Annotated in this window: 17 protein-coding genes; 15 read left to right on the top strand and 2 right to left on the bottom strand. The window is 35.1% G+C overall.

Translation table 11 applies throughout. The annotated features are described in order from the left end of the window. The first annotated feature begins 539 nt into the window (after positions 1–539). The 5 genes from NST21_RS15215 to NST21_RS15195 all read left to right on the top strand — a co-directional run bounded on the left by NST21_RS15215 (position 540) and on the right by NST21_RS15195 (position 5237). Positions 540–2027 (top strand): hypothetical protein, encoded by a 1488-nt coding sequence (locus NST21_RS15215; protein WP_340889972.1) that lies wholly within the window; start codon positions 540–542, stop codon positions 2025–2027. 16 nt (positions 2028–2043) lie between these two features. Next, positions 2044–2481 carry a hypothetical protein gene (locus NST21_RS15210; protein WP_340889970.1) on the top strand — a complete coding sequence of 146 codons (438 nt, stop codon included), beginning with the start codon at positions 2044–2046 and terminating at the stop codon, positions 2479–2481. A 764-nt stretch (positions 2482–3245) separates the two neighbouring features. Next, the gene (locus NST21_RS15205; protein ID WP_340889968.1) at positions 3246–3749 is read left to right on the top strand and encodes a hypothetical protein; all 504 of its coding nucleotides are present in this window, start codon (positions 3246–3248) and stop codon (positions 3747–3749) included. A gap of 79 nt (positions 3750–3828) precedes the next feature. Beyond that, positions 3829–4770: a hypothetical protein gene (locus tag NST21_RS15200; RefSeq protein ID WP_340889966.1), complete on the top strand. Its 942-nt coding sequence runs from the start codon at positions 3829–3831 to the stop codon at positions 4768–4770. A gap of 326 nt (positions 4771–5096) precedes the next feature. Then, positions 5097–5237: a hypothetical protein gene (locus tag NST21_RS15195; protein WP_340889964.1), complete on the top strand. Its 141-nt coding sequence runs from the start codon at positions 5097–5099 to the stop codon at positions 5235–5237. A gap of 302 nt (positions 5238–5539) precedes the next feature. Here the strand turns inward: NST21_RS15195 and NST21_RS15190 are convergent, their stop codons facing one another. After that, positions 5540–6001 carry a hypothetical protein gene (locus tag NST21_RS15190; protein WP_340889958.1) on the bottom strand — a complete coding sequence of 154 codons (462 nt, stop codon included), beginning with the start codon at positions 5999–6001 and terminating at the stop codon, positions 5540–5542. Positions 6002–6112: 111 nt separating this feature from the next. On the opposite strand from NST21_RS15190, the gene NST21_RS15185 reads away from it, so the two are divergent. The 6 genes from NST21_RS15185 to NST21_RS28895 all read left to right on the top strand — a co-directional run bounded on the left by NST21_RS15185 (position 6113) and on the right by NST21_RS28895 (position 10981). Then, positions 6113–6643 carry a sigma-70 family RNA polymerase sigma factor gene (locus tag NST21_RS15185; protein WP_340889956.1) on the top strand — a complete coding sequence of 177 codons (531 nt, stop codon included), beginning with the start codon at positions 6113–6115 and terminating at the stop codon, positions 6641–6643. After that, complete coding sequence (locus tag NST21_RS15180) at positions 6633–7688, top strand: DUF4030 domain-containing protein (protein ID WP_340889954.1); 1056 nt, start codon at positions 6633–6635, stop codon at positions 7686–7688. The genes NST21_RS15185 and NST21_RS15180 overlap by 11 nt, the downstream gene beginning before the upstream one ends. A 140-nt stretch (positions 7689–7828) precedes the next feature. After that, the gene (locus NST21_RS15175) at positions 7829–7984 is read left to right on the top strand and encodes a hypothetical protein (RefSeq protein ID WP_340889953.1); all 156 of its coding nucleotides are present in this window, start codon (positions 7829–7831) and stop codon (positions 7982–7984) included. Between the two features lie 672 nt (positions 7985–8656). Continuing rightward, positions 8657–9283: a MerR family transcriptional regulator gene (locus NST21_RS15170; RefSeq protein ID WP_340889952.1), complete on the top strand. Its 627-nt coding sequence runs from the start codon at positions 8657–8659 to the stop codon at positions 9281–9283. A 610-nt stretch (positions 9284–9893) separates the two neighbouring features. Then, complete coding sequence (locus tag NST21_RS15165) at positions 9894–10664, top strand: hypothetical protein (protein ID WP_340889951.1); 771 nt, start codon at positions 9894–9896, stop codon at positions 10662–10664. A 215-nt stretch (positions 10665–10879) separates the two neighbouring features. Beyond that, the gene (locus tag NST21_RS28895) at positions 10880–10981 is read left to right on the top strand and encodes a hypothetical protein (protein ID WP_445670524.1); all 102 of its coding nucleotides are present in this window, start codon (positions 10880–10882) and stop codon (positions 10979–10981) included. A 555-nt stretch (positions 10982–11536) separates the two neighbouring features. Here NST21_RS28895 and NST21_RS15155 read toward each other — a convergent pair. Continuing rightward, the gene (locus NST21_RS15155; RefSeq protein WP_340889950.1) at positions 11537–12340 is read right to left on the bottom strand and encodes a MerR family transcriptional regulator; all 804 of its coding nucleotides are present in this window, start codon (positions 12338–12340) and stop codon (positions 11537–11539) included. A 151-nt stretch (positions 12341–12491) separates the two neighbouring features. On the opposite strand from NST21_RS15155, the gene NST21_RS15150 reads away from it, so the two are divergent. From NST21_RS15150 to NST21_RS15135, 4 genes are all read left to right on the top strand, one after another. Further along, complete coding sequence (locus NST21_RS15150; RefSeq protein ID WP_340889948.1) at positions 12492–13886, top strand: APC family permease; 1395 nt, start codon at positions 12492–12494, stop codon at positions 13884–13886. A gap of 137 nt (positions 13887–14023) precedes the next feature. Beyond that, a complete protein-coding gene (locus NST21_RS15145; protein WP_340889946.1) occupies positions 14024–15496 on the top strand; it encodes an aldehyde dehydrogenase family protein in 1473 nt (490 codons plus the stop codon). Positions 15497–15593: 97 nt separating this feature from the next. Further along, positions 15594–16775: an iron-containing alcohol dehydrogenase gene (locus tag NST21_RS15140; protein ID WP_242486889.1), complete on the top strand. Its 1182-nt coding sequence runs from the start codon at positions 15594–15596 to the stop codon at positions 16773–16775. A gap of 188 nt (positions 16776–16963) precedes the next feature. Next, complete coding sequence (locus NST21_RS15135) at positions 16964–18436, top strand: aldehyde dehydrogenase family protein (RefSeq protein ID WP_340889942.1); 1473 nt, start codon at positions 16964–16966, stop codon at positions 18434–18436. The last annotated feature ends 88 nt before the right edge of the window (positions 18437–18524 follow it).

The raw sequence follows: 18524 nt of genomic DNA, 5'->3' as shown, positions 1-18524 counted from the left end.
CCGCCCTCTTTTGAGGGTGTTTATTATATTTGAGAGATTATTTATTCCTAGACGGGGTCTCGCCAACATTTTGGAAATTTGTACGCTAAGCCATACCCAAAAATGATTTCGAATCATTTTGATGGAACTTTGTTTTCGGTAATGAGTTTTGGTTCTAAAAACTAGCTGTTTTCAAAGAAAATATGGGTTTCCCTGTTGTAGGACCAAAAACGAACGTTAGTGGAACATCCCTTTTATATCAACGGTTATAGCCTTAACGTACATTTTTTCCGAAATGTTGTCTGTACCCCTAGACTAATGCGAATGGCCATTTGGGGAGTTATCCCTTTTTCAAACCTATGATTTATTGAAACCCTGAATTTGACCAATTTTGGCCGAATTCAAGGTTTTTCTTGTTTGGTAGCTTTCGGTAAGGGCCTTTATGTAAACTATATTTATTTATAATTTTTTCCTTTTTTTTTAAAAAATACCTTTTTAAAGGTGTTCAATCTATTAAAATAGAATTATATATAATGTTAATAAATACTAGGAGGCGTTGAATGGCTAAAAGTTTAAAAATATTTTTGCTGTTGGTATTGTTAGGTAGCTTTTTTTTCTTTATTCAGAACATTAAAGATACAAATACTACCTCAATAGACACAGTTATCTCAGATAAAAACATTGTAAATCTTTCTTTATTGGAAGCTCTAGATATGGGTTTATCTGAAGCAGAAAAGTGGGATTCCGAAGTAGGAGTAGTTGAAGTTTCTAGCGTAGATGACAATATTAGTTCATCTGATGGTAAAAGAAGGAAATGGAATATGCTCTTTGCTTCTATAAATTCTGAAAGCAATATGGCTATTACAATTGAAGATGCAAAAATCACGGAAAAGTCTTTAAATGAAGGTAAATTAAATTCAGAGATAGTAATGAATATTGATGATATCAAAATGGATAGTATCGAGGCGTTTCAAGTTGCTATTAAGGAGTATAATTTGAAACCTGCTGTAACCTGGGCTAAAGGGTATCATTACTATTTAGCGAAGAATATAGAAACAGGTGAAAACGTCTTATCAGTAGAAGCGGATAATGTTGATGGAAAAGCTACAAAAGTTTTTTTTGATTCTAAGTCTAAAAAAATGTTAGGAGCTATAAACAAAGTCTATACCGGCGGGGGATTTTATAAGTTAGAGAAAAATGAAGCCTTTGTACTAACTGAGGAAGGTCAGTCTATTATAGGGCATAGTTTATCTCCAGATTTTAGTCAAGATAGAACCATACTAATTTGGGGTTATAGCACGAAAAAAGAGAATAGTGAAAAACCTATTATTAAAATTTCTAATAATAATGGTACTAATTGGACGAAGCTACATATTGATATTAATACTTTAAATGGAGTGCTATTTTCTCCTGATTTCTCCGAAAATAATATTATATATTTGTTTAATGAAAAATCTATTTTTAAGTACTCACTAAAAACAAAGAAAATAGATAAAATATACTCAAATACCAATATTCGTAATGTTATTATACATGAAAATAATTTAGCAGTACTTACTGAAAGAGAGATCTATACTATAGATCTTTATTCTAAAAGTGCTAGGAAACAAAATTTATCTAATACAATTTATTCAATTATATCTAATGATAATAAACTTTTTGCATTTACTATAGATGGAATTTTTGAAAAAAGAGAAGAAAGATGGGTTAAGTTGGATATCCCTACATTTGGTATAGATGGAATTGTACTTGAGGATAAAATATTTACATTTAAAGACTCTACTATTTCATATTTTATGAAAGGTAATAAAGAGTGGATTTCAACTGATATTTCTGAACCAATATTAAAACTTTACAATAGTTCTAATGGTGAATCTGTCTATCTGGTAACAACCAAAGGTATTTTTGAAATAATTGAAGGCGGTGGTGCAATTAAGTTAAAAGAAATATACAGGTTTACAGATGGAAATATTACATCCTTGAGCAGTCCTATGACAGATTTTTTCTTTTTATCAGTTGCACCTGAATCTAAATGGGAAAAATTATAAAATTGGAGGGAAAAGGATGTTTAATTTCAAGAAATGTATATTTACACTTTTATTTTTAGTAGCATTTTTCTTTGTAACAATTAATGATAACGCAGGAGCTGTGACTCGAGCTTATCAAGATGTTACTTGTTACTTAGCTAACCCAGCTAGTGAGAAGCCTTCACAACAAGGTTATAATTATGCAGTCGGGACTACAGCAGCTTCTCAATTAAGTATCAGAGGAAACACTGCTTCAAAACCTAAAATACCATATGGTAGTAGAGTGACTTTTCATGCACCAGTAAATGTTATTGGTTATGGGAATATTAGCTCTTTAACTATTCGTGATACAGGAGATCCAAACTGGACTAAAACTTCTTATTTTGTTGACGTATACTATGGAAATAGAAGTAGTGTGAATGAAAGTAATTGCTGGAACAAATTTGGATCACAGAAGAGAGATGTTTCTTACTAATAAAATAATCAATAAATTCTACTATAAAAAATCTAATAGACCCAAAAACTACTTGAATTCTTTCCAGGTAGTTTTTTGGGTCTATTTATTTAGTGGGGTGTGCCGAGATACATGGGAAGTTTTGAGTAATAGATTGTATTTTGTTTCCACTTATTCACTTTGATTTTTTTGTAAAGATTAATGTTTTGTTCATAAAAGTAGACTTTTACGAACGGTACTATTTCTTTACATAACAGTCGCAATTTACGTTCGCAATAGTGATAAAACATTTTACGGACGTTCACTAAATCCCATATACTTTTACGGACGTCTGGCTAAGTGAAAAAGTCGAGCTTTGTTTAGCTAGTAACTAAAAATCATTTTGGGGGCATTTATTTTCTTAGCTTGATGGGCTATATGGTGGTACGCCTATTATAAAATATAAGCTTAATTAATTATTAATCGAGTGTGATTTTTCGCAAAGAATACCTTTGAATTCTTAATAGTTCATGTCTAATTTTTTTTTGAGTTTACCTTTACTTTTTTGCACCGCCCTGTTATGGGGGTAAAATTTGATGTAAATATTAAAGATATATTTATTGTCCAACTGAGTCTGAGGTATTCTTTAGTAATCGTTCTCTGATTACCTTTTCATATTTCTGATAAAAATTTTCTAGCTAATTAGTCTCAAAATTCAGAATTTTCTTAATTGTTGATGGATATTTATTCCAATTAATACTATGATATATTTTAGAAGATCTTCTAAAATATATTAGGGGGACAATATGAAAAAGTTAATTGGATCAGTTGTGGTAGCAGTTAGTATTGCCGGTGTTACTTCAAGCGTATTTGCAGAAGAACCATTTGAATATAATCCTACTGTAAGAAATGTCGACACAGTAGAATATATTGATGGTGAAGAAGTCCAAGTAAATGGTATTGAGTTAACAGTAGATGAACATCCAGATAGTTCAGTAGGCGTTAATGCAGCTGGAAAAAGATCTGCAAAAATTGAAGCTAAGAAACCGTTTCTTTCAAATTGGTATGCTAAATCTTCTTCAACAGCAACTTATCAGCAAAATACAATAGGTGCTACAGCTAGAGCATTTAAGGGAAATGGCACTCAATTGGGGAATACAGCAACTTCTTCAATTAGTCACTCAACTATAGCTACTGCAATAACATATCCTGGAAATGAAATAGGTCCAACTGCTTATGCTATTGGAAACCATACATTTAAAAGAAGTGGATATGTAGATTGGTACCCACAAACAAAGCAATCTTTCTAAAACAAAATATAATATGAGGGGGTGAAATCATTATTTTCATCCCTCATATACTATTGAATTTAGATAAGGAGTATTCTAATTGAAAAAATATAATGTTATATTTGGTATCTTCTTATTGTCGTTACTTGCAATTTCTCTTTTATATTTCAAATTTAATTTTAGTTATTCTACGGAAACTGATTCAAATTCCAGTGAGAAAATCGGTTATTTAGAGAATAATGCTCTAGCTGTAGCTGCATTTAAAGATACTGGAGAACCTATTTTAGATAATGAATTATTACATAAAAACGAAGAATCTATTGCTAGTTTAGAGTTGTTTTTGGGTCATATTATGAACGAAGAGACAACTTATGGAATTATAGTGATGCAGGACTATATTCAAAGTGAATTTAGTTGTAACGGTGTTAAAACAAAGGATTTATGCAGAATAAAAGCAAAATCTAATACGGAAATTACTATACCATTATCACTTAAAGTAAATCCTAATACTAGAGAGTTAATAATATTAATTGTTAAAGAACCGGATTCCATGGTTAAAGAAATGGATATTGAGCAGTTATTTTATTATGAACAAGCTTATGCCAAAAGATATATTATCGAAGGATCAGATATAAAGGATATCACTTTCAAATATAAAGATCCAGATTACATATACGATTCAGAAGGTGATCAAAACTCAATATTTTTTAGCAGAAAACAAATTGACAGACAATTAATTAGTCATATAGATTCAAACCAAAAAACATATCTACATATGGGTAGCACTTTTGTAGATAAAGGAGTTAAATATAAAGTTGTTGCTTTTGAAAACTGGAATCAAGCTAAAATAAATAATGAAACTACACTCGATGTCAAAACGCAACCAAAACGCACATATGTATATGAGGTAACCACTTCTACTGTAAATATGGATACTAATTTACAACTATTTGCCTTTCCTGACCCTTTTGAAACAATAAAAAATGATAACCTATATAAGGTTCATCAAACAACAAGAACTGTAATAGAACCCAAAAATTAGGAAATAATCTTTGGGTAACTTTTGAAGTCTTCTCCTTCAGAATGGGGTAGCACCAACTTTTTATCATATTTCCCACGTTAAGGCTGAAACCCTTGGTAAATAAAGAGTTTCCCTTTAAATGTTCGTTTTAGGGAAGTTGAATATTAACCACTTGATGATGATAAATAAGGTAATTTTCGTTCCCTTAATCCTTCCCTATATATATCCCTCTTCCAAAGGCTTTTGGTTATAGGGAATAGCCTTAATTATCTACCAAATGTACGATTCTTTACATTATCATACATTCAAAAAGTGTAAAAAAGAACCATTCACTAAAGGAGACAATAATGCTGAAAAACAATAAGTCTAAAAGAGGGACGCCATTTTATATGGCATCCCTCTTTTGGACTTATTTAACTGGTGTAGATATAAAACCAAAATCTAGTGCATCTTCATTACTAGCAGCAGAATCACTTACAACTATATAAGCTTGAAGAGTAAATGCTTTTCCATCTTTTTGATAAACCTTCTGTGGAACAGAGGATTTGATGTATGTGATGTTTGTGTCTTCTGGTAGATCACTAAATTCAAGTGTTCTTATAGCTTTTTTAGTGTCATGAAAAGGTCGCCAATTGGCGACCTTTTTAACGGGATTGCAGACACAAAAGAAGTTTATGCGAAGCCAAACAAAAACATAAGATAGCTCCAAAGTAAGATCACGGTCTTATTTCTCAACTTCAAGTAATATAAAAACAACCCACCCTCTTTATAAGAGGATGGGTGTCTATTTTCAATCATACCATTCTGTAGCAACCTTACTTGTTGGAACTGTTAATTTAACTAGATGTAATTCAGCCTTACCATTAGCTCCATCAACAAAACTGCCAACCTTGAAGTCTACTGTGTATGTTCCACTTGAATTAGGTAGTTCAAAAGACTTGACGGTTTGGGTACTTGCGGGATCTTCTTCTATTAATTTATATAACCACTTAGTTGAAGGGCCTGTATAAGGTTGGGCTATTAGAATTCTAAGGTTACCTCCACCGGAGTAGAATGTCTTAGACGTACCGTAAAACGCATCGTATCCTATGTAATCCCATGCACCAGCACCACGTGTTGACATTAAATTCCCTAATAGTACATCATCAGATATTTTTGTGATTTTAATATCAACACTTGATTGATCATTAATTCCACCTTCTTCTTCAGGTCCCTCTTGGTTTAATGTTTGTTTTTGGGATTTTTTTATCAAATTTTAAACCATTTTTTTTATCTAAACTGACTAAGTAATATATAATTCAAAAAAACTTTCGGCCAAAATAGGAAATTTTTCGTCTAATAGGTATATGTACAAAAAAAGAAGGTGATTAACATAATTGAATTTAGTTACAAAAATCAAGGAGATAAGGATCAAGATTTTTTAGAATTATTTCAGCAATATGAACAAGAGATATACAGGATGGCATTTGTTTATGTGAAAAATAAGGATGATGCGCTAGACATCGTGCAGGAAACAGCATACCGGTCTTTCCTAAAATTTAATACATTGAATGATTTGAAGCTCTTTAGAACCTGGATCATAAAAATTACGATAAATTGTGCAATTGATTTATTAAGAAAAAATAACAAAGTGGTTCATTTAAACACAGAAGTGGTTGATTTTATTTCCAACAGCACGGAAGATATCCCTTTGTCATTAACACTACAAGATTTATTAGAAGAACTAAATGAAGAGGAAAAAACTGTTCTATTACTAAAATACTATCAGGAATACACCTTTAGTGAGATTTCAGAGATTTTAAATACACCCTTAAGCACGGTTAAATCAGTTTTATATCGAGCATTACAACGCCTTCGCAAAAAAACTAGGAGGTCAGATATGTATGGACAATAAGATAAGGCAAGAGATGGAGAAAATAGAGATTCCAAAGGAATTAACTAATAGGGTTATTTTAGGGGTGGAGAATGCAAAAAAAGATAATAAACGGCATAAACAACTTAAACCTGAAAGCAAAAGTGATAGAAAAAGATGGAGTCTGAGAAAAAGAATAATGTTTATTAGCAGTGTTGCTGTATTATTATTTGGATTGTTTATAAGTTCTGCTTTTGTTTCCCCTGCAATGGCAAAAGTGATATCAAACATTCCGTATTTAGGCTTAATTTTTCAATCTGAACCGATAAACAATCTGATTTTTGATGAATTAGAAGAAAAAGGTTACAAAATTAGTGGAACAGGAATCAGTTACAAGCCTAAAAAGGAATTAGAAGTAAGAGTAGAGGGTTCTTATGATTATTTTAATGAAGTAAAAGATGATATTGAAAAGACCGTCAAAGGAATTTTAAAATCAAAAGGCTATGATGCCTATTCCGTAAAAGTTAGTAAAGAACAAGCACAAAATGATTATGTCCTTAATGAAGAAGAGATGAAAGAAAAAACAATACTTGATAATCAGGTTACAAAAAAACTAAAACAATTGGACTATAAATTTGATTTGGTACAAACTGATCCTAAAGAAAAAATTATCTTTATAGATATGGGCGGATCCAAGAAATACTACGATTCTGTTAAAAGTGATGTTGAGAAAATTGCAATTGACGTTACAGAATTGAATGACTATAAAGATTATAGTATTGATGTAAATAGATCGACTGTAAAGATAGAAAAAGCAGATACAGGAGCATTAATTACACCTGCAATTGCTGAAGGACTAATGTCAAAAAAGGAATTTAAGGTTACAGGAGTAGGTTATAAAGAAAAGCCTTTGAATTTCATAATAAGTACCTCCATCCCAAGTTCTGATCCAGAAGCTAAAGTACTTGGAACAGAAATTGAATCAATGATTGTTGAATTTCTGAAATCAGAGGAAATATCGTCAATATTAGGTAAGGAATCGTATGAAATTATTGTAAAGAGCAAAGACAAAAAGAGAATAAATTGAAAAGAAATGGCTGACAAGGCTACCTTATTTCTTATAAGTTCCTTTATGTAGCTTACTATGTTTTACTGCTAAGGGCAGAGTTGTAGAAGATTAAATAAAGGTTACTTTGGTAATGTGAGATTATAGGGGTTGTTTCATATATGAAGATAGATGAAAAAAAGAAAAAGGTGCAAATGAAATATAGAGAAAAAATCAGGCAAAAAGAAGATGATAAAAATAGCAATAAAACAGTAGTTATTATTTCAATTGTTATTGTAATTCTCGTGGCATACTGGGCAAACTTTTTTTTCTTCTAAAAATCAAATTACATTTTACAAAAGTTGTGTATTAAAGGATAACCAATATTTATTGGTTGAAAGGTTCAAAAGGCACCTATTTGGTTGTAAAAATTCAATTTAAAAGAGCAGCCATTGTGGCTGCTCTTTTAGTTTTATGATAAGCCTAATATCCTTTGATTTCATCATGTCAAAAAGCCTGCATTCAAGTTATGCAATATTTCATTTGATTAAGGGACTTTATGACATATGGAGATTAGGAAGGTTCTCTTAACGTTGTCATATCAAGGGATTCTTGGGTTCTACGCCCCTTAGCGTTGTTAATCCGCGTTTCGCTGGCGGTACCCCTGTATAAAAAACTGGGTTTTTCTTTGACTTCTTATAGAATAATGCCTTTAATGGAACAATTTTATCGTCATTTAACGTCTAATTCTTCATTTTTTTGTTTTCCATAGTGGCCCCTCATTCTTCGAATCGTTTCCGTACCCCTTGAACACAAAACAAACGTTTTTATTTATAAAACTTGGATTTTTAATTTATACTTAGATTCATGGCAGGATTTAACCAGGCTCATGAGTAATTAATAAATACATAGCTCTAAAAGATAGATAAACCCCTTTGTAAATTTACTTACCAAACCTATTTATCCAACTTACCCATGTTTTTATCCATATTCGAAAGGTGGTAGGAAACTTGAATAAAAGTGAAAATCCAGGTGACGAAAAGCAAGATGAAAACTTGGATAAAGGTTTTACCGTAAAAGAGGTAGCAAGCTTCATAGATGAAACTCCAAATGTCATTAGAAACTGGTTTAAGGAGCTGCGCCAATATATCCCGCACGAAAAGAGCGACAAAGGTAACGGCTATAACATTTATAAGCGTGAAGGAATAGATCGCTTCAAAGAGATACAAGCTCTTCACCGCGAACAAAACTGGAGTATGAAGCAAATAGAACATTACTTTGCTACTGGTGGAGAATCATTCAAGCCGGAACCTGAAAAGAAAGCCGGGGAATTGATCGCGGAAGAATTAAAAGCCATACGTGAAGAAATGGCGGCACTTAGGGAAGAAAATAAACAAATGAAAGAACAGCTTGATAATCAGGAAACTTTTAATAAAGAGTTTGTTATCTCAGGTATCCAACAAATAAAAGGTGAAGTATCTAGCATTAGAGGAAGTATAGAACGCGATAAAGAACTGGATGAATCCAATAGAGCAGCAAAGGAAGCTAAACAATTAATAGCAGCTGCCAACGAAAACCCGGATACTAACCCGGATAAACAAAAAAAGGGCTTCTTTGCTCGACTTTTTGGAAAGTGAATAAAGAAACTCAGGGAAGCCACCAACTACAATCCCCACAGGTACTAATATAAAATTCGGGAGTGGAAAACACAGATGGAAAAGGTATTTTGAAAATCTACCATCGTTTTGATGTAGATTATTTCTATAAAGGTTTTCTATAACGTAAAAAAGGTAATTCAGCTGAATTACCTTTTTTTAATGCTAGAACTTCCGGTAAGGAGTTGTATGTAAACTGAAGCATTAAATATGACAAAGATTATAGGCTTTTTCTTTTTCTATAGTTTAACGTTTTAGCGTAAAGACTCATAAACTATCAAATTTGCTTGTTTTTTGGTAGCAATTGTTGGATAATTAACCATAATAAAATATGGACGAAAAAAAGAACTCCAACGTGTCTAAGTGGTGCGCTAACACCCTTAAACCGTTCCCCCTAATTGCCCTAGGGAAAACACTTGTCGAAGTTCTTTGTTACTAATAAAGTTATATCACTTATTTTAGTGTATATTGCTTTCAGTTTCAAGGAAAAAATATTGTTTCTTTCTATTTAGACACAATAAAAAAGACATTGTTTCCCTTAATCTTTATCGGGAGCAGTGTCTTTTTTATTGTCCTCTAAGGAGGAAATACCATGTTAGTCGCAGGCAGAATCGAAAACTTTAAAGACTACAGCAAGTTTAGCAGCATAAAAGAGTTTAACAACACGATTGAAATGTTCCTAGCCGAACATAAAAAAGATTTCACCAAAGGAGAACTAATCGCGTTCAAACGCCTGGTCCGGTTCTCCGCAAAATATGCAGGTGTAGCCAACGCCAAGATCGGAACGCTCGTAAAAGCCATCAATGAAAAATTGAAAGGATTTGGCGTCAGCCGTTCCACGTTTGAACGGATGTTGAGAAAAGCGAAAGATTTAGGCATTTTATCCATCGAAAACACAGCAAAATCTAAAGGTGGCAAAGGACATAATGTCTATATTTTCAATACAATTGATGTATTAAAAAAGAGAAAATTGACGTATTGCGAGAATCAAGAGAAGCCTTGCGGCAGTAAGGACGAACCCTCACATTTGGAAAGGGAAACTAGTAATCTTTTAGAAACTAGCACTATTAAAAGATTAAATACACGTAAGGATGTTCCTTTAGATTCTACTTTTACAGCTTCTTATGTTCCTAAAGAATTTGTCCAGGCTGTTAAGCCTTTCTTTGATCATGCAGCTGTGATTGAAGACTTTTGGAAAAGTGTTTTCCTTGATACAAAATCTATTTCACAGATAGTTGAACAAGAAACCATTACATATACAGCTATAAATGCCTTTAAACAAGCGATTAGGGGTTATAAACGAGGAAAAGTAAAAACCAATCTGGTTCGTTATAAAGGGATAGGTTATTTAAAGAAGAAATGATTGATTAAAAGTTTGGATTTCACAAGTGGATAGAGGAGGTATCCATTGGATGCAAAAGGAATACTTCGATTCAGAAAATTATAAGGGTCGCCATTTTCACGTAGAAAATTTTGAACCTTTTTAGATACCTTGGATTTTTTAACCATGTCCCTAAAAATTTTAAATATGATGAAGTTGGACTGAATCGTTTCTTTGGTCCATTAGAGGCTAATATCATGGAATATTTATGGGATAAAAATGAGCTGAGTATTAAAGTGGTTCAGCAGTCCTTGGGGCATGACAAGCCTATCAAATTTCATACTGTGATGACAGTATGAATCGTCAGTTGATAAAGGCGTTCTAAAAGAGGTCTGAAGGGTGGCTTTCATTATTTCGCCCCGTGCAGTCTAAGGAGGAGTTTTTAGAAGAGCATTCAAAGAAACTAACTGAGAATTTGCTAGATGAATTTGGTGGTGCTGTCATTAGCTGCTTGATGCCATGAAAGACGTTGACCAAAGTTTAATTGAAAAATTGGAACAAAAAATTCAATCCTTAAAAGAGGATAAATTATAATGTGGAAGAAAAAGTCTTATATCGTGTTAAGCCTGAGTCTTTTAATTGCCTGTGTAGTATGGAGCCAAATGGGAGCGCTTTGGGTACACATCTTTTTTTGGATTAAATATTAAAGCCAATAATTAAATAATTACCGTTAAATATTAGTGTAATATGTAAATTTTACAACGCGAAGAGTGAGGCTTTCCTCTTAATTGTTTTTTCGTTGGCATCCCTTCTGAAAAAAGAACTAGCCATTAGCTAGTTCAATTCCATATCAAAACTTCTCCTATATCTTTCGTCTAAACCATACAAATAAGCATTTGTCCTGCGCAAATAGGTCAGACTTTTTGAACGGGAACTTGAATTTCAAAGGTAATCTCGTTTGGTTTATCTGTGATCGTAATATCAACATGCATAATTTGCAGCGCATCGCCGGTAATTTGATAACCACCTTCATCAAGATAATCAAATATTTTACTCAAGCTTTCGCTTCGGTTCCATAGTAATTCTCCGTTATATCGGATACACGCAAATAACCCAGCCGGAACGATCCGTTGGTACTGTTTTGGTATTTTTTCTTTACTTTTTGCCACAACGAAAATGACTGATGGTTCTTCAAAACGTTTAGTTCTAAGATCCGCTTCCTGGATGAGAATGCCTAGTCTGTTACTGGCAAGAATCGGTGTCTTCTCAGCAAGCATATTTTCTAGACTTAGAACACCATAACAGAGTTCCAAATTATTATTGATTTTTTCATTCAATGTAATTAACTTCCTGCGTCCTAATTCACGAAACATAACCGTTTGAAGTTCCTTTTCTCTTGCTACGTGATCCAAATATACAATTTTTTCTCGGATATTTTCCTCCAAGTCAGTTAATTCGTTCAGCTTTGAAACAAGATCTGCGTGCTTTGCTTTAAGAATGTCCAAAGACTTACTAAAATTGCGTTCTTTGAAATAATCCTTTATTTCGTCCGTACTCATTCCAAGTTGCCGTAATTCTTTGATGGTTCCTAAAACCTCGTACTGGAAAATAGAATAGTAGCGGTATCCCGAATGTGAATCGATATATTGCGGCTTGAATAAGTTAATCCGATCATAATGACGCAAGGTCTCCGTAGTCATCCCTCGTAACTTTGCCATCTCACCAATTGTTAATTTTTCTTTCAGTTTAATCGCCCCCTTATAAAATATAATACAGGTGTTGACCTTTGTGTTACAACAACCTTTATAATCAAAATACACAATAATTTAAATCTTCTGAGTATTCTTTATAAATGTGAGGGAGCTGATTATGAAACGGAAGAAACTTGCTAGAACACTTACTTTGACACAGGTTGTTTTTTTAGGGATTGCTTGGAATAACCCCATGGTATTTTTTAATACCTATGGAATAGCTACCGTAACCTCACATGGTGTAATTACGGGTGCGTACATTATTGCATTTCTAGCGATACTGTTTACAGCGCTCAGCTACGGAAAGATGGCAAAAGCATATCCTATCTCAGGTTCAGCTTATACATTTACTCAAAAGTCTATTAATTCTGAAGTTGGGTTTCTTGTAGGTTGGACAATTATGCTTGATTATATTTTAACACCTATGGTGACGTGTTTGATGTCCACTGTCTTTTTAAGTGCAGTGTTTCCAGGGATTCCACATTATGTGTGGATTATTCTTTTAACTACTATCATAGTTGTACCAAGCATACTAGGGGTAAAGACATCAGCATCCGCAAGTAAAATTTTCGTTATTGCTCAAATCATTTTCGTTTGTTTTTTCTGGATATTAACCGTCAAAAATTTATTAGATGGAGTTGGGACAGGAACTCTTTTCTCGAGTAAACCATTATTCAATTCAGAGGTTCCCTTGTCCGTCATCTTAGCAGGCTCTTCAATTCTTTGTTTTAGTTTCCTTGGTTTTGACTCACTTACTACCTTGTCAGAGGAAACAATCAATCCTGAAAAAACCATCCCAAGAGCTATTATCATAATGTTGCTATTAATAGGGGTTTTGTATATTGGCTCTTCCTACTTAGCACAATTGGTCTATCCGGGTTTTTCATTTGAAAACACTGATTCAGCAGCCATGGAAATCGCTATACTTGTTGGAGGAAACCTATTTAAATCATTATTTATTACTGCGGTAATTATTGGTAACTTTTCTTCAGGAGTTGCTTCAATTACAAGCGCATCACGTGTGTTATATGCAATGGGCCGGGATTCAGTATTGCCTGAAAATCTATTTGGTTATATTCATCCCAAATTTAAAACACCGTCACACGGTATTATCGTGATAGGAATAATTTCTTTACTAGGCGTCGTGTTAACTCTGGAGCAAGTCATCAAGTTTATCAATTTTGGAGGGCTCATTGCTTTTACATCTGTTAATCTATCTGTCATCGCCCATTATTTTATAAAAAATCAGAAACGATCTTTTAACGATTGCATAAGGTATTTATTTTTACCGTTCATTGGCGCAGTATTTACTATGTGGTTATGGTCACATTTAGCAATAGAGGCATTGATTCTTGGAGGCATTTGGGTGATATGTGGCTTAGCATATCTTCTTTATATGACAAATTTTTTCCGCAAGCCTCTTCCTGAGTTTCATTTTGATGAGGAGATCATTCCTCAAGAGGTAGAAGATATGAATGAAAAAATTCTTTCCCAAAAGGTAGAAGACTTTTAATCCGTTTTTTACACTGAAGTAAGTATATGTAACTAAAGGAGGTGTGAATATTTTGAAAATAAGGAAAAATGAAAGCGTTACCTATTTTTAAAGCGGGATTGTTAAAGTAAGAATAACGAACAGGAGGTTTTTTCAAATTGTTGAAGCTGAAAAATTTTATAAACGGTGAGTGGATGGATTCTTTGAGTAAACAAAAGAGTAATGTTGTTAACCCGGCAAACGGCAAGATCATTGCGGAGGCTCCCAACGGAAATGCAGAAGATGCCCGGATGGCCATTGATGCGGCACGAACCGCATTTGATTCCGGGATTTGGTCAGACCTGCCGGCTTCGGAACGGGCTACCTATTTATTTAAAATAGCAGAGAAAATTGAAGAACATGCATCTAAGCTTAGCCAACTTGAAACAGCCAATACCGGAAAACCTCTTAAAGAAGCAGAGTTTGACATTGCGGATGCAGCGGATTGTTTTCGCTATTATGCCGGTTTAGTCACTAAACCGGACGGCCAAACATATCCTGTTTCCGGTCCTGTACAGGCCATGGTTGTTCGAGAGCCGGTAGGGGTATGTGGACTGATTGCTCCGTGGAATTTTCCTTTACTGACTGGAGCTTGGAAAATAGCCCCTGCCCTTGCTGCAGGAAATACGATTGTGTTTAAAACATCCGAGGTCACTCCGATTACGACTACTAAATTATTTGAGATTATCGAAGAAGTTGGCATACCAGATGGCGTTGCAAATCTAGTTATGGGTGGTGGTGCAACAGTAGGAAATGAACTAGCGGAAAGCGATAAAGTTGATATGGTTTCGTTCACTGGCAGTACATCGACAGGCAGAAGCATCATGAAAGCAGCAGCTGGAAATATTAAAAACATTGCACTCGAATTAGGCGGCAAGTCACCTAACATCGTTTTTGCCGACGCAGACTTTGAGACAGCCGTAGATTATGCTTTATATGGAATTTTTGTCAACGCCGGCCAAATTTGTAATGCAGGATCGCGTTTGCTGCTGGAAGAGAGCATTCACGACAAGTTTATCGATAGACTGATAGAGAAAGCGAAAAAGATCCGGGTCGGCCCTGGTGATCAACCGTCTACACAAATGGGTGCCCTTGTCAGTGAAGCACATATGAATAAGGTACTCCAATACATTCAACTTGGCATAGAAGAAGGGGCGACATTAGCCTGCGGCGGCAAGCGTATCACAAGCAATGGACTTGAAATGGGCTATTTTGTTGAGCCGACGATATTTGTTGATACCAAACCGGACATGAGAATTGTTCAGGAAGAAATATTCGGGCCAGTACTTACCGTGCAAAAATTTAAAGATGAAGCGGAAGCCATCCAGCTTGCCAATGATACTCCATACGGCCTCGCAGCAGGTGTATTTTCACAAGACGGCGCGAAGGCTTTAAGAGTGACTAAGAAAATAAGAGCCGGAATTACGTGGATTAATGCTTATAACCTAGCCTACAATGAAGCACCGTGGGGAGGCTACAAACAGAGCGGAATTGGCCGTGGATTAGGAACTTTTGGTTTGGATGAGTTTAGTGAGGTAAAACAAATCAACATTAATTTAGAAGTGGAGCCAACCAAGTGGTTTGATCATTAAAAATGGAGAAGTTGATATAAAAGAGTATAAGAGTAAAAGAGTATAAGAGTGAATCACTGTACTATTACACAGTTTGAAAAATTGAAAGGGGACATTAATGATGATCTGGGATTTTAATTTCAATCTTCCTACTTCTATAGAGTTTGGGAACGGAAAAGTTAAAAATATTGGGAAAAGAGCAAAAGAGCTAGGAGGAAAAAAGGCACTTCTAATTACCGATAAAGGACTGGCGCAAACTGGAATTTTACAAAAGGTTACCGATTCGTTAGACCAAGAAGGTGTCAATTATATTGTTTTTGATGAAATTACTCCTAATCCAAAAGATGTAGATTGCCATAGAGCCTATCAACAATTTAAAGACGAGGAAATAGATCTTTTGATAGGTCTTGGCGGCGGAAGTTCGATGGATACAGCAAAAGCAATTGGTACACTTTTAACCCATGGAGGAGAGCTTAGAGATCGTTACGGTTTTAATTTACTAGAGAGAGAAATCACTCCACTTATTTGTATTCCTACAACTTCAGGTACTGGAAGTGAGGTTACAACAGGTTCTGTCATTACAGATACAGTTACAAAACAGAAAGAGGCTATACTTGACATTAGACTGGCTCCGAAACTAGCAATTTTGGATCCTGAATTAACTCTAACTCTGCCTAAATCTATTACTGCTGCTACCGGAATGGATGCACTTACACACGCTATAGAGGCTTATACCAGCAATATTGCTGAACCGATTTCAGATGCTCTCAGTCTTTATGCAATTGAATTAATTGCTAAGTACCTTCCGTTAGCTGTAGAAAATGGGAACAACTTAGAAGCAAGGAAAAATATGCTTGTAGCCAGTTTAATTGCAGGTATGGCATTTAATCACGCGGATCTTGGTGCTGTACATGCTATGGCTGAACCACTTGGAGGTCTTTATGATACTCCACATGGGGTAGCGAATTCCATATTTCTTCCACATGTGTTTGAATTTAATATTCCTTCAAACCCTGAAAAGCATTCAATTGTAGCTGAAAAGCTTGGAGCAAATAAAGAAGGTAAAACAATAGAGGAAACTGCCTATGAAGGTGTTGTATTGTTAAAAGAGCTTGCACGTAAAATTGGCATTCCTGATTTCCGAGATTTAAATAATATTAATCCTGAAGATTTCCCATTCCTTGCTGAAGGAGCATCCGTTCATTTGTGTACACAGACTAATTCACGAAAAGTGACACCTGCAGATTATTTGGAATTATTTCAAAAGACTTATGAGGCGAAAAACACAACATTAATTTAAAAATTTAACTAGATTAATGTTGATCTAGAATTTTTGAATCGGCGGTCGGCTTAATGGGAGTTTTAATTGGGCGGCCGCCATGGTTTACAGAAAACATGCGTATGCCCACTTGCTGCGGGTACATAATTAGCTATTTATGGATATGAGATTGCTATAAAGTAAGAATAACGAACTGGAGGTTTTTCAAATTGCATAAGTTGAAAATGTTTATAAACGGTGAGTGGATGGATTCTTTAAGTAAACAGAAGAAAAATATTGTAAATCCGGCAAACGGCAAGATCATTGCAGAGGCTCCTAACGGAAATGCAGAAGATGCCAAGATGGCCATTGATGCGGCACGAACCGCATTTGATTCCGGGATTTGGTCGGACTTACCGGCTTCGGAACGGGCTTCCTATTTATTTAAAATAGCAGAGAAAATTGAAGAACATGTATCTGAGCTTAGCCAACTTGAAACAGCCAATACCGGAAAACCTCTTAAAGAGTCAGAGTTTGACATTGCTGACGCAGCGGATTGTTTTCGTTATTATGCCGGCTTAGTCACTAAACCTGACGGCCAAACATATCCTGTTTCTGGTCCTGTACAGGCTATGGTTGTTCGAGAGCCGGTAGGGGTATGTGGACTGATCGCTCCGTGGAATTTTCCTTTACTGACGGGAGCTTGGAAAATAGCCCCTGCCCTTGCTGCAGGAAATACGGTCGTGTTTAAACCAGCCGGGATAACTCCGGTTACCACCACTAAATTGTTCGAGATTATCAAAGAAGTTGGCATACCAGATGGCGTTGCAAACCTAGTTATGGGTGGTGGGGGAACAGTAGGAAATGAACTAGCGGAAAGCGATAAAGTTGATATGGTTTCCTTTACTGGCAGCACGTCAACAGGAAGAAACGTCATGCAAAAAGCAGCTGGAAATATTAAAAACATTGCACTCGAATTAGGCGGCAAGTCACCTAACATCGTTTTTGCCGACGCTGACTTTGAGACGGCCGTGGATTATGCTTTATATGGAATTTTTGTCAACGCCGGCCAAGTTTGTAATGCAGGATCGCGTTTGCTGCTTGAAGAGAGCATTCACGACAAGTTTATCGATAGACTGATAGAGAAAGCGAAAAAGATCCGGGTTGGCCCTGGTGATCAACCATCTACAGAAATGGGTGCCCTTGTCAGTGAAGCACATATGAATGAGGTACTCCAATATATTCAACATGGCATAGAAGAAGGGGCGACATTAGCCTGCGGCGGCAAGCGTATCACAAGCAATGGACTTGAAAAGGGCTATTTTGTTGAGCCGACAATATTTGTTGATACCAAACCGGACATGAGAATTGTTCAGGAAGAAATATTTGGGCCAGTACTGACTGTACAAAAATTTAAAGATGAAGCGGAAGCCATCCAGCTTGCCAATGATACTCCATACGGCCTCGCAGCAGGTGTATTTTCCCAAGACGGTGCGAAGGCTTTAAGAGTGATTAAGAAAATAAGAGCCGGAATTACATGGATTAATGCCTACAATCTAGCCTACAATGAAGCACCGTGGGGAGGCTACAAGCAGAGCGGGATTGGTCGGGGGTTAGGAACTTTTGGTTTAGATGAGTTTAGTGAGGTAAAACAAATCAACATTAATTTAGAAGTGGAGCCAACCAAGTGGTTTGATCATTAAAAATGGAGAAATAGAGGTAAATGAGTAAAAGAGAGTGAGTAATACTTACATCGAAGAAATTTTTGACTAATAATAGAGGATGCATTTT

The sequence above is a fragment of the Peribacillus sp. FSL K6-1552 genome (assembly GCF_038005205.1).
GTDB classification, from domain to species: Bacteria; Bacillota; Bacilli; order Bacillales; family DSM-1321; genus Peribacillus; species Peribacillus butanolivorans.
This window is presented reverse-complemented; position numbering and strand designations above follow the sequence as displayed.

Bases quoted from the DNA above. Each gene is read 5' to 3' on its own strand.
- NST21_RS15215 (WP_340889972.1), top strand. From the start codon at position 540: ATGGCTAAAAGTTTAAAAATATTTTTGCTGTTGGTATTGTTAGGTAGC.
- NST21_RS15210 (WP_340889970.1), top strand. From the start codon at position 2,044: ATGTTTAATTTCAAGAAATGTATATTTACACTTTTATTTTTAGTAGCA.
- NST21_RS15205 (WP_340889968.1), top strand. From the start codon at position 3,246: ATGAAAAAGTTAATTGGATCAGTTGTGGTAGCAGTTAGTATTGCCGGT.
- NST21_RS15195 (WP_340889964.1), top strand. From the start codon at position 5,097: ATGCTGAAAAACAATAAGTCTAAAAGAGGGACGCCATTTTATATGGCA.
- NST21_RS15180 (WP_340889954.1), top strand. From the start codon at position 6,633: ATGGACAATAAGATAAGGCAAGAGATGGAGAAAATAGAGATTCCAAAG.
- NST21_RS15175 (WP_340889953.1), top strand. From the start codon at position 7,829: ATGAAGATAGATGAAAAAAAGAAAAAGGTGCAAATGAAATATAGAGAA.
- NST21_RS15165 (WP_340889951.1), top strand. From the start codon at position 9,894: ATGTTAGTCGCAGGCAGAATCGAAAACTTTAAAGACTACAGCAAGTTT.
- NST21_RS28895 (WP_445670524.1), top strand. From the start codon at position 10,880: ATGGAATATTTATGGGATAAAAATGAGCTGAGTATTAAAGTGGTTCAG.
- NST21_RS15155 (WP_340889950.1), bottom strand. From the start codon at position 12,340: ATGGCAAAGTTACGAGGGATGACTACGGAGACCTTGCGTCATTATGAT.
- NST21_RS15150 (WP_340889948.1), top strand. From the start codon at position 12,492: ATGAAACGGAAGAAACTTGCTAGAACACTTACTTTGACACAGGTTGTT.
- NST21_RS15140 (WP_242486889.1), top strand. From the start codon at position 15,594: ATGATGATCTGGGATTTTAATTTCAATCTTCCTACTTCTATAGAGTTT.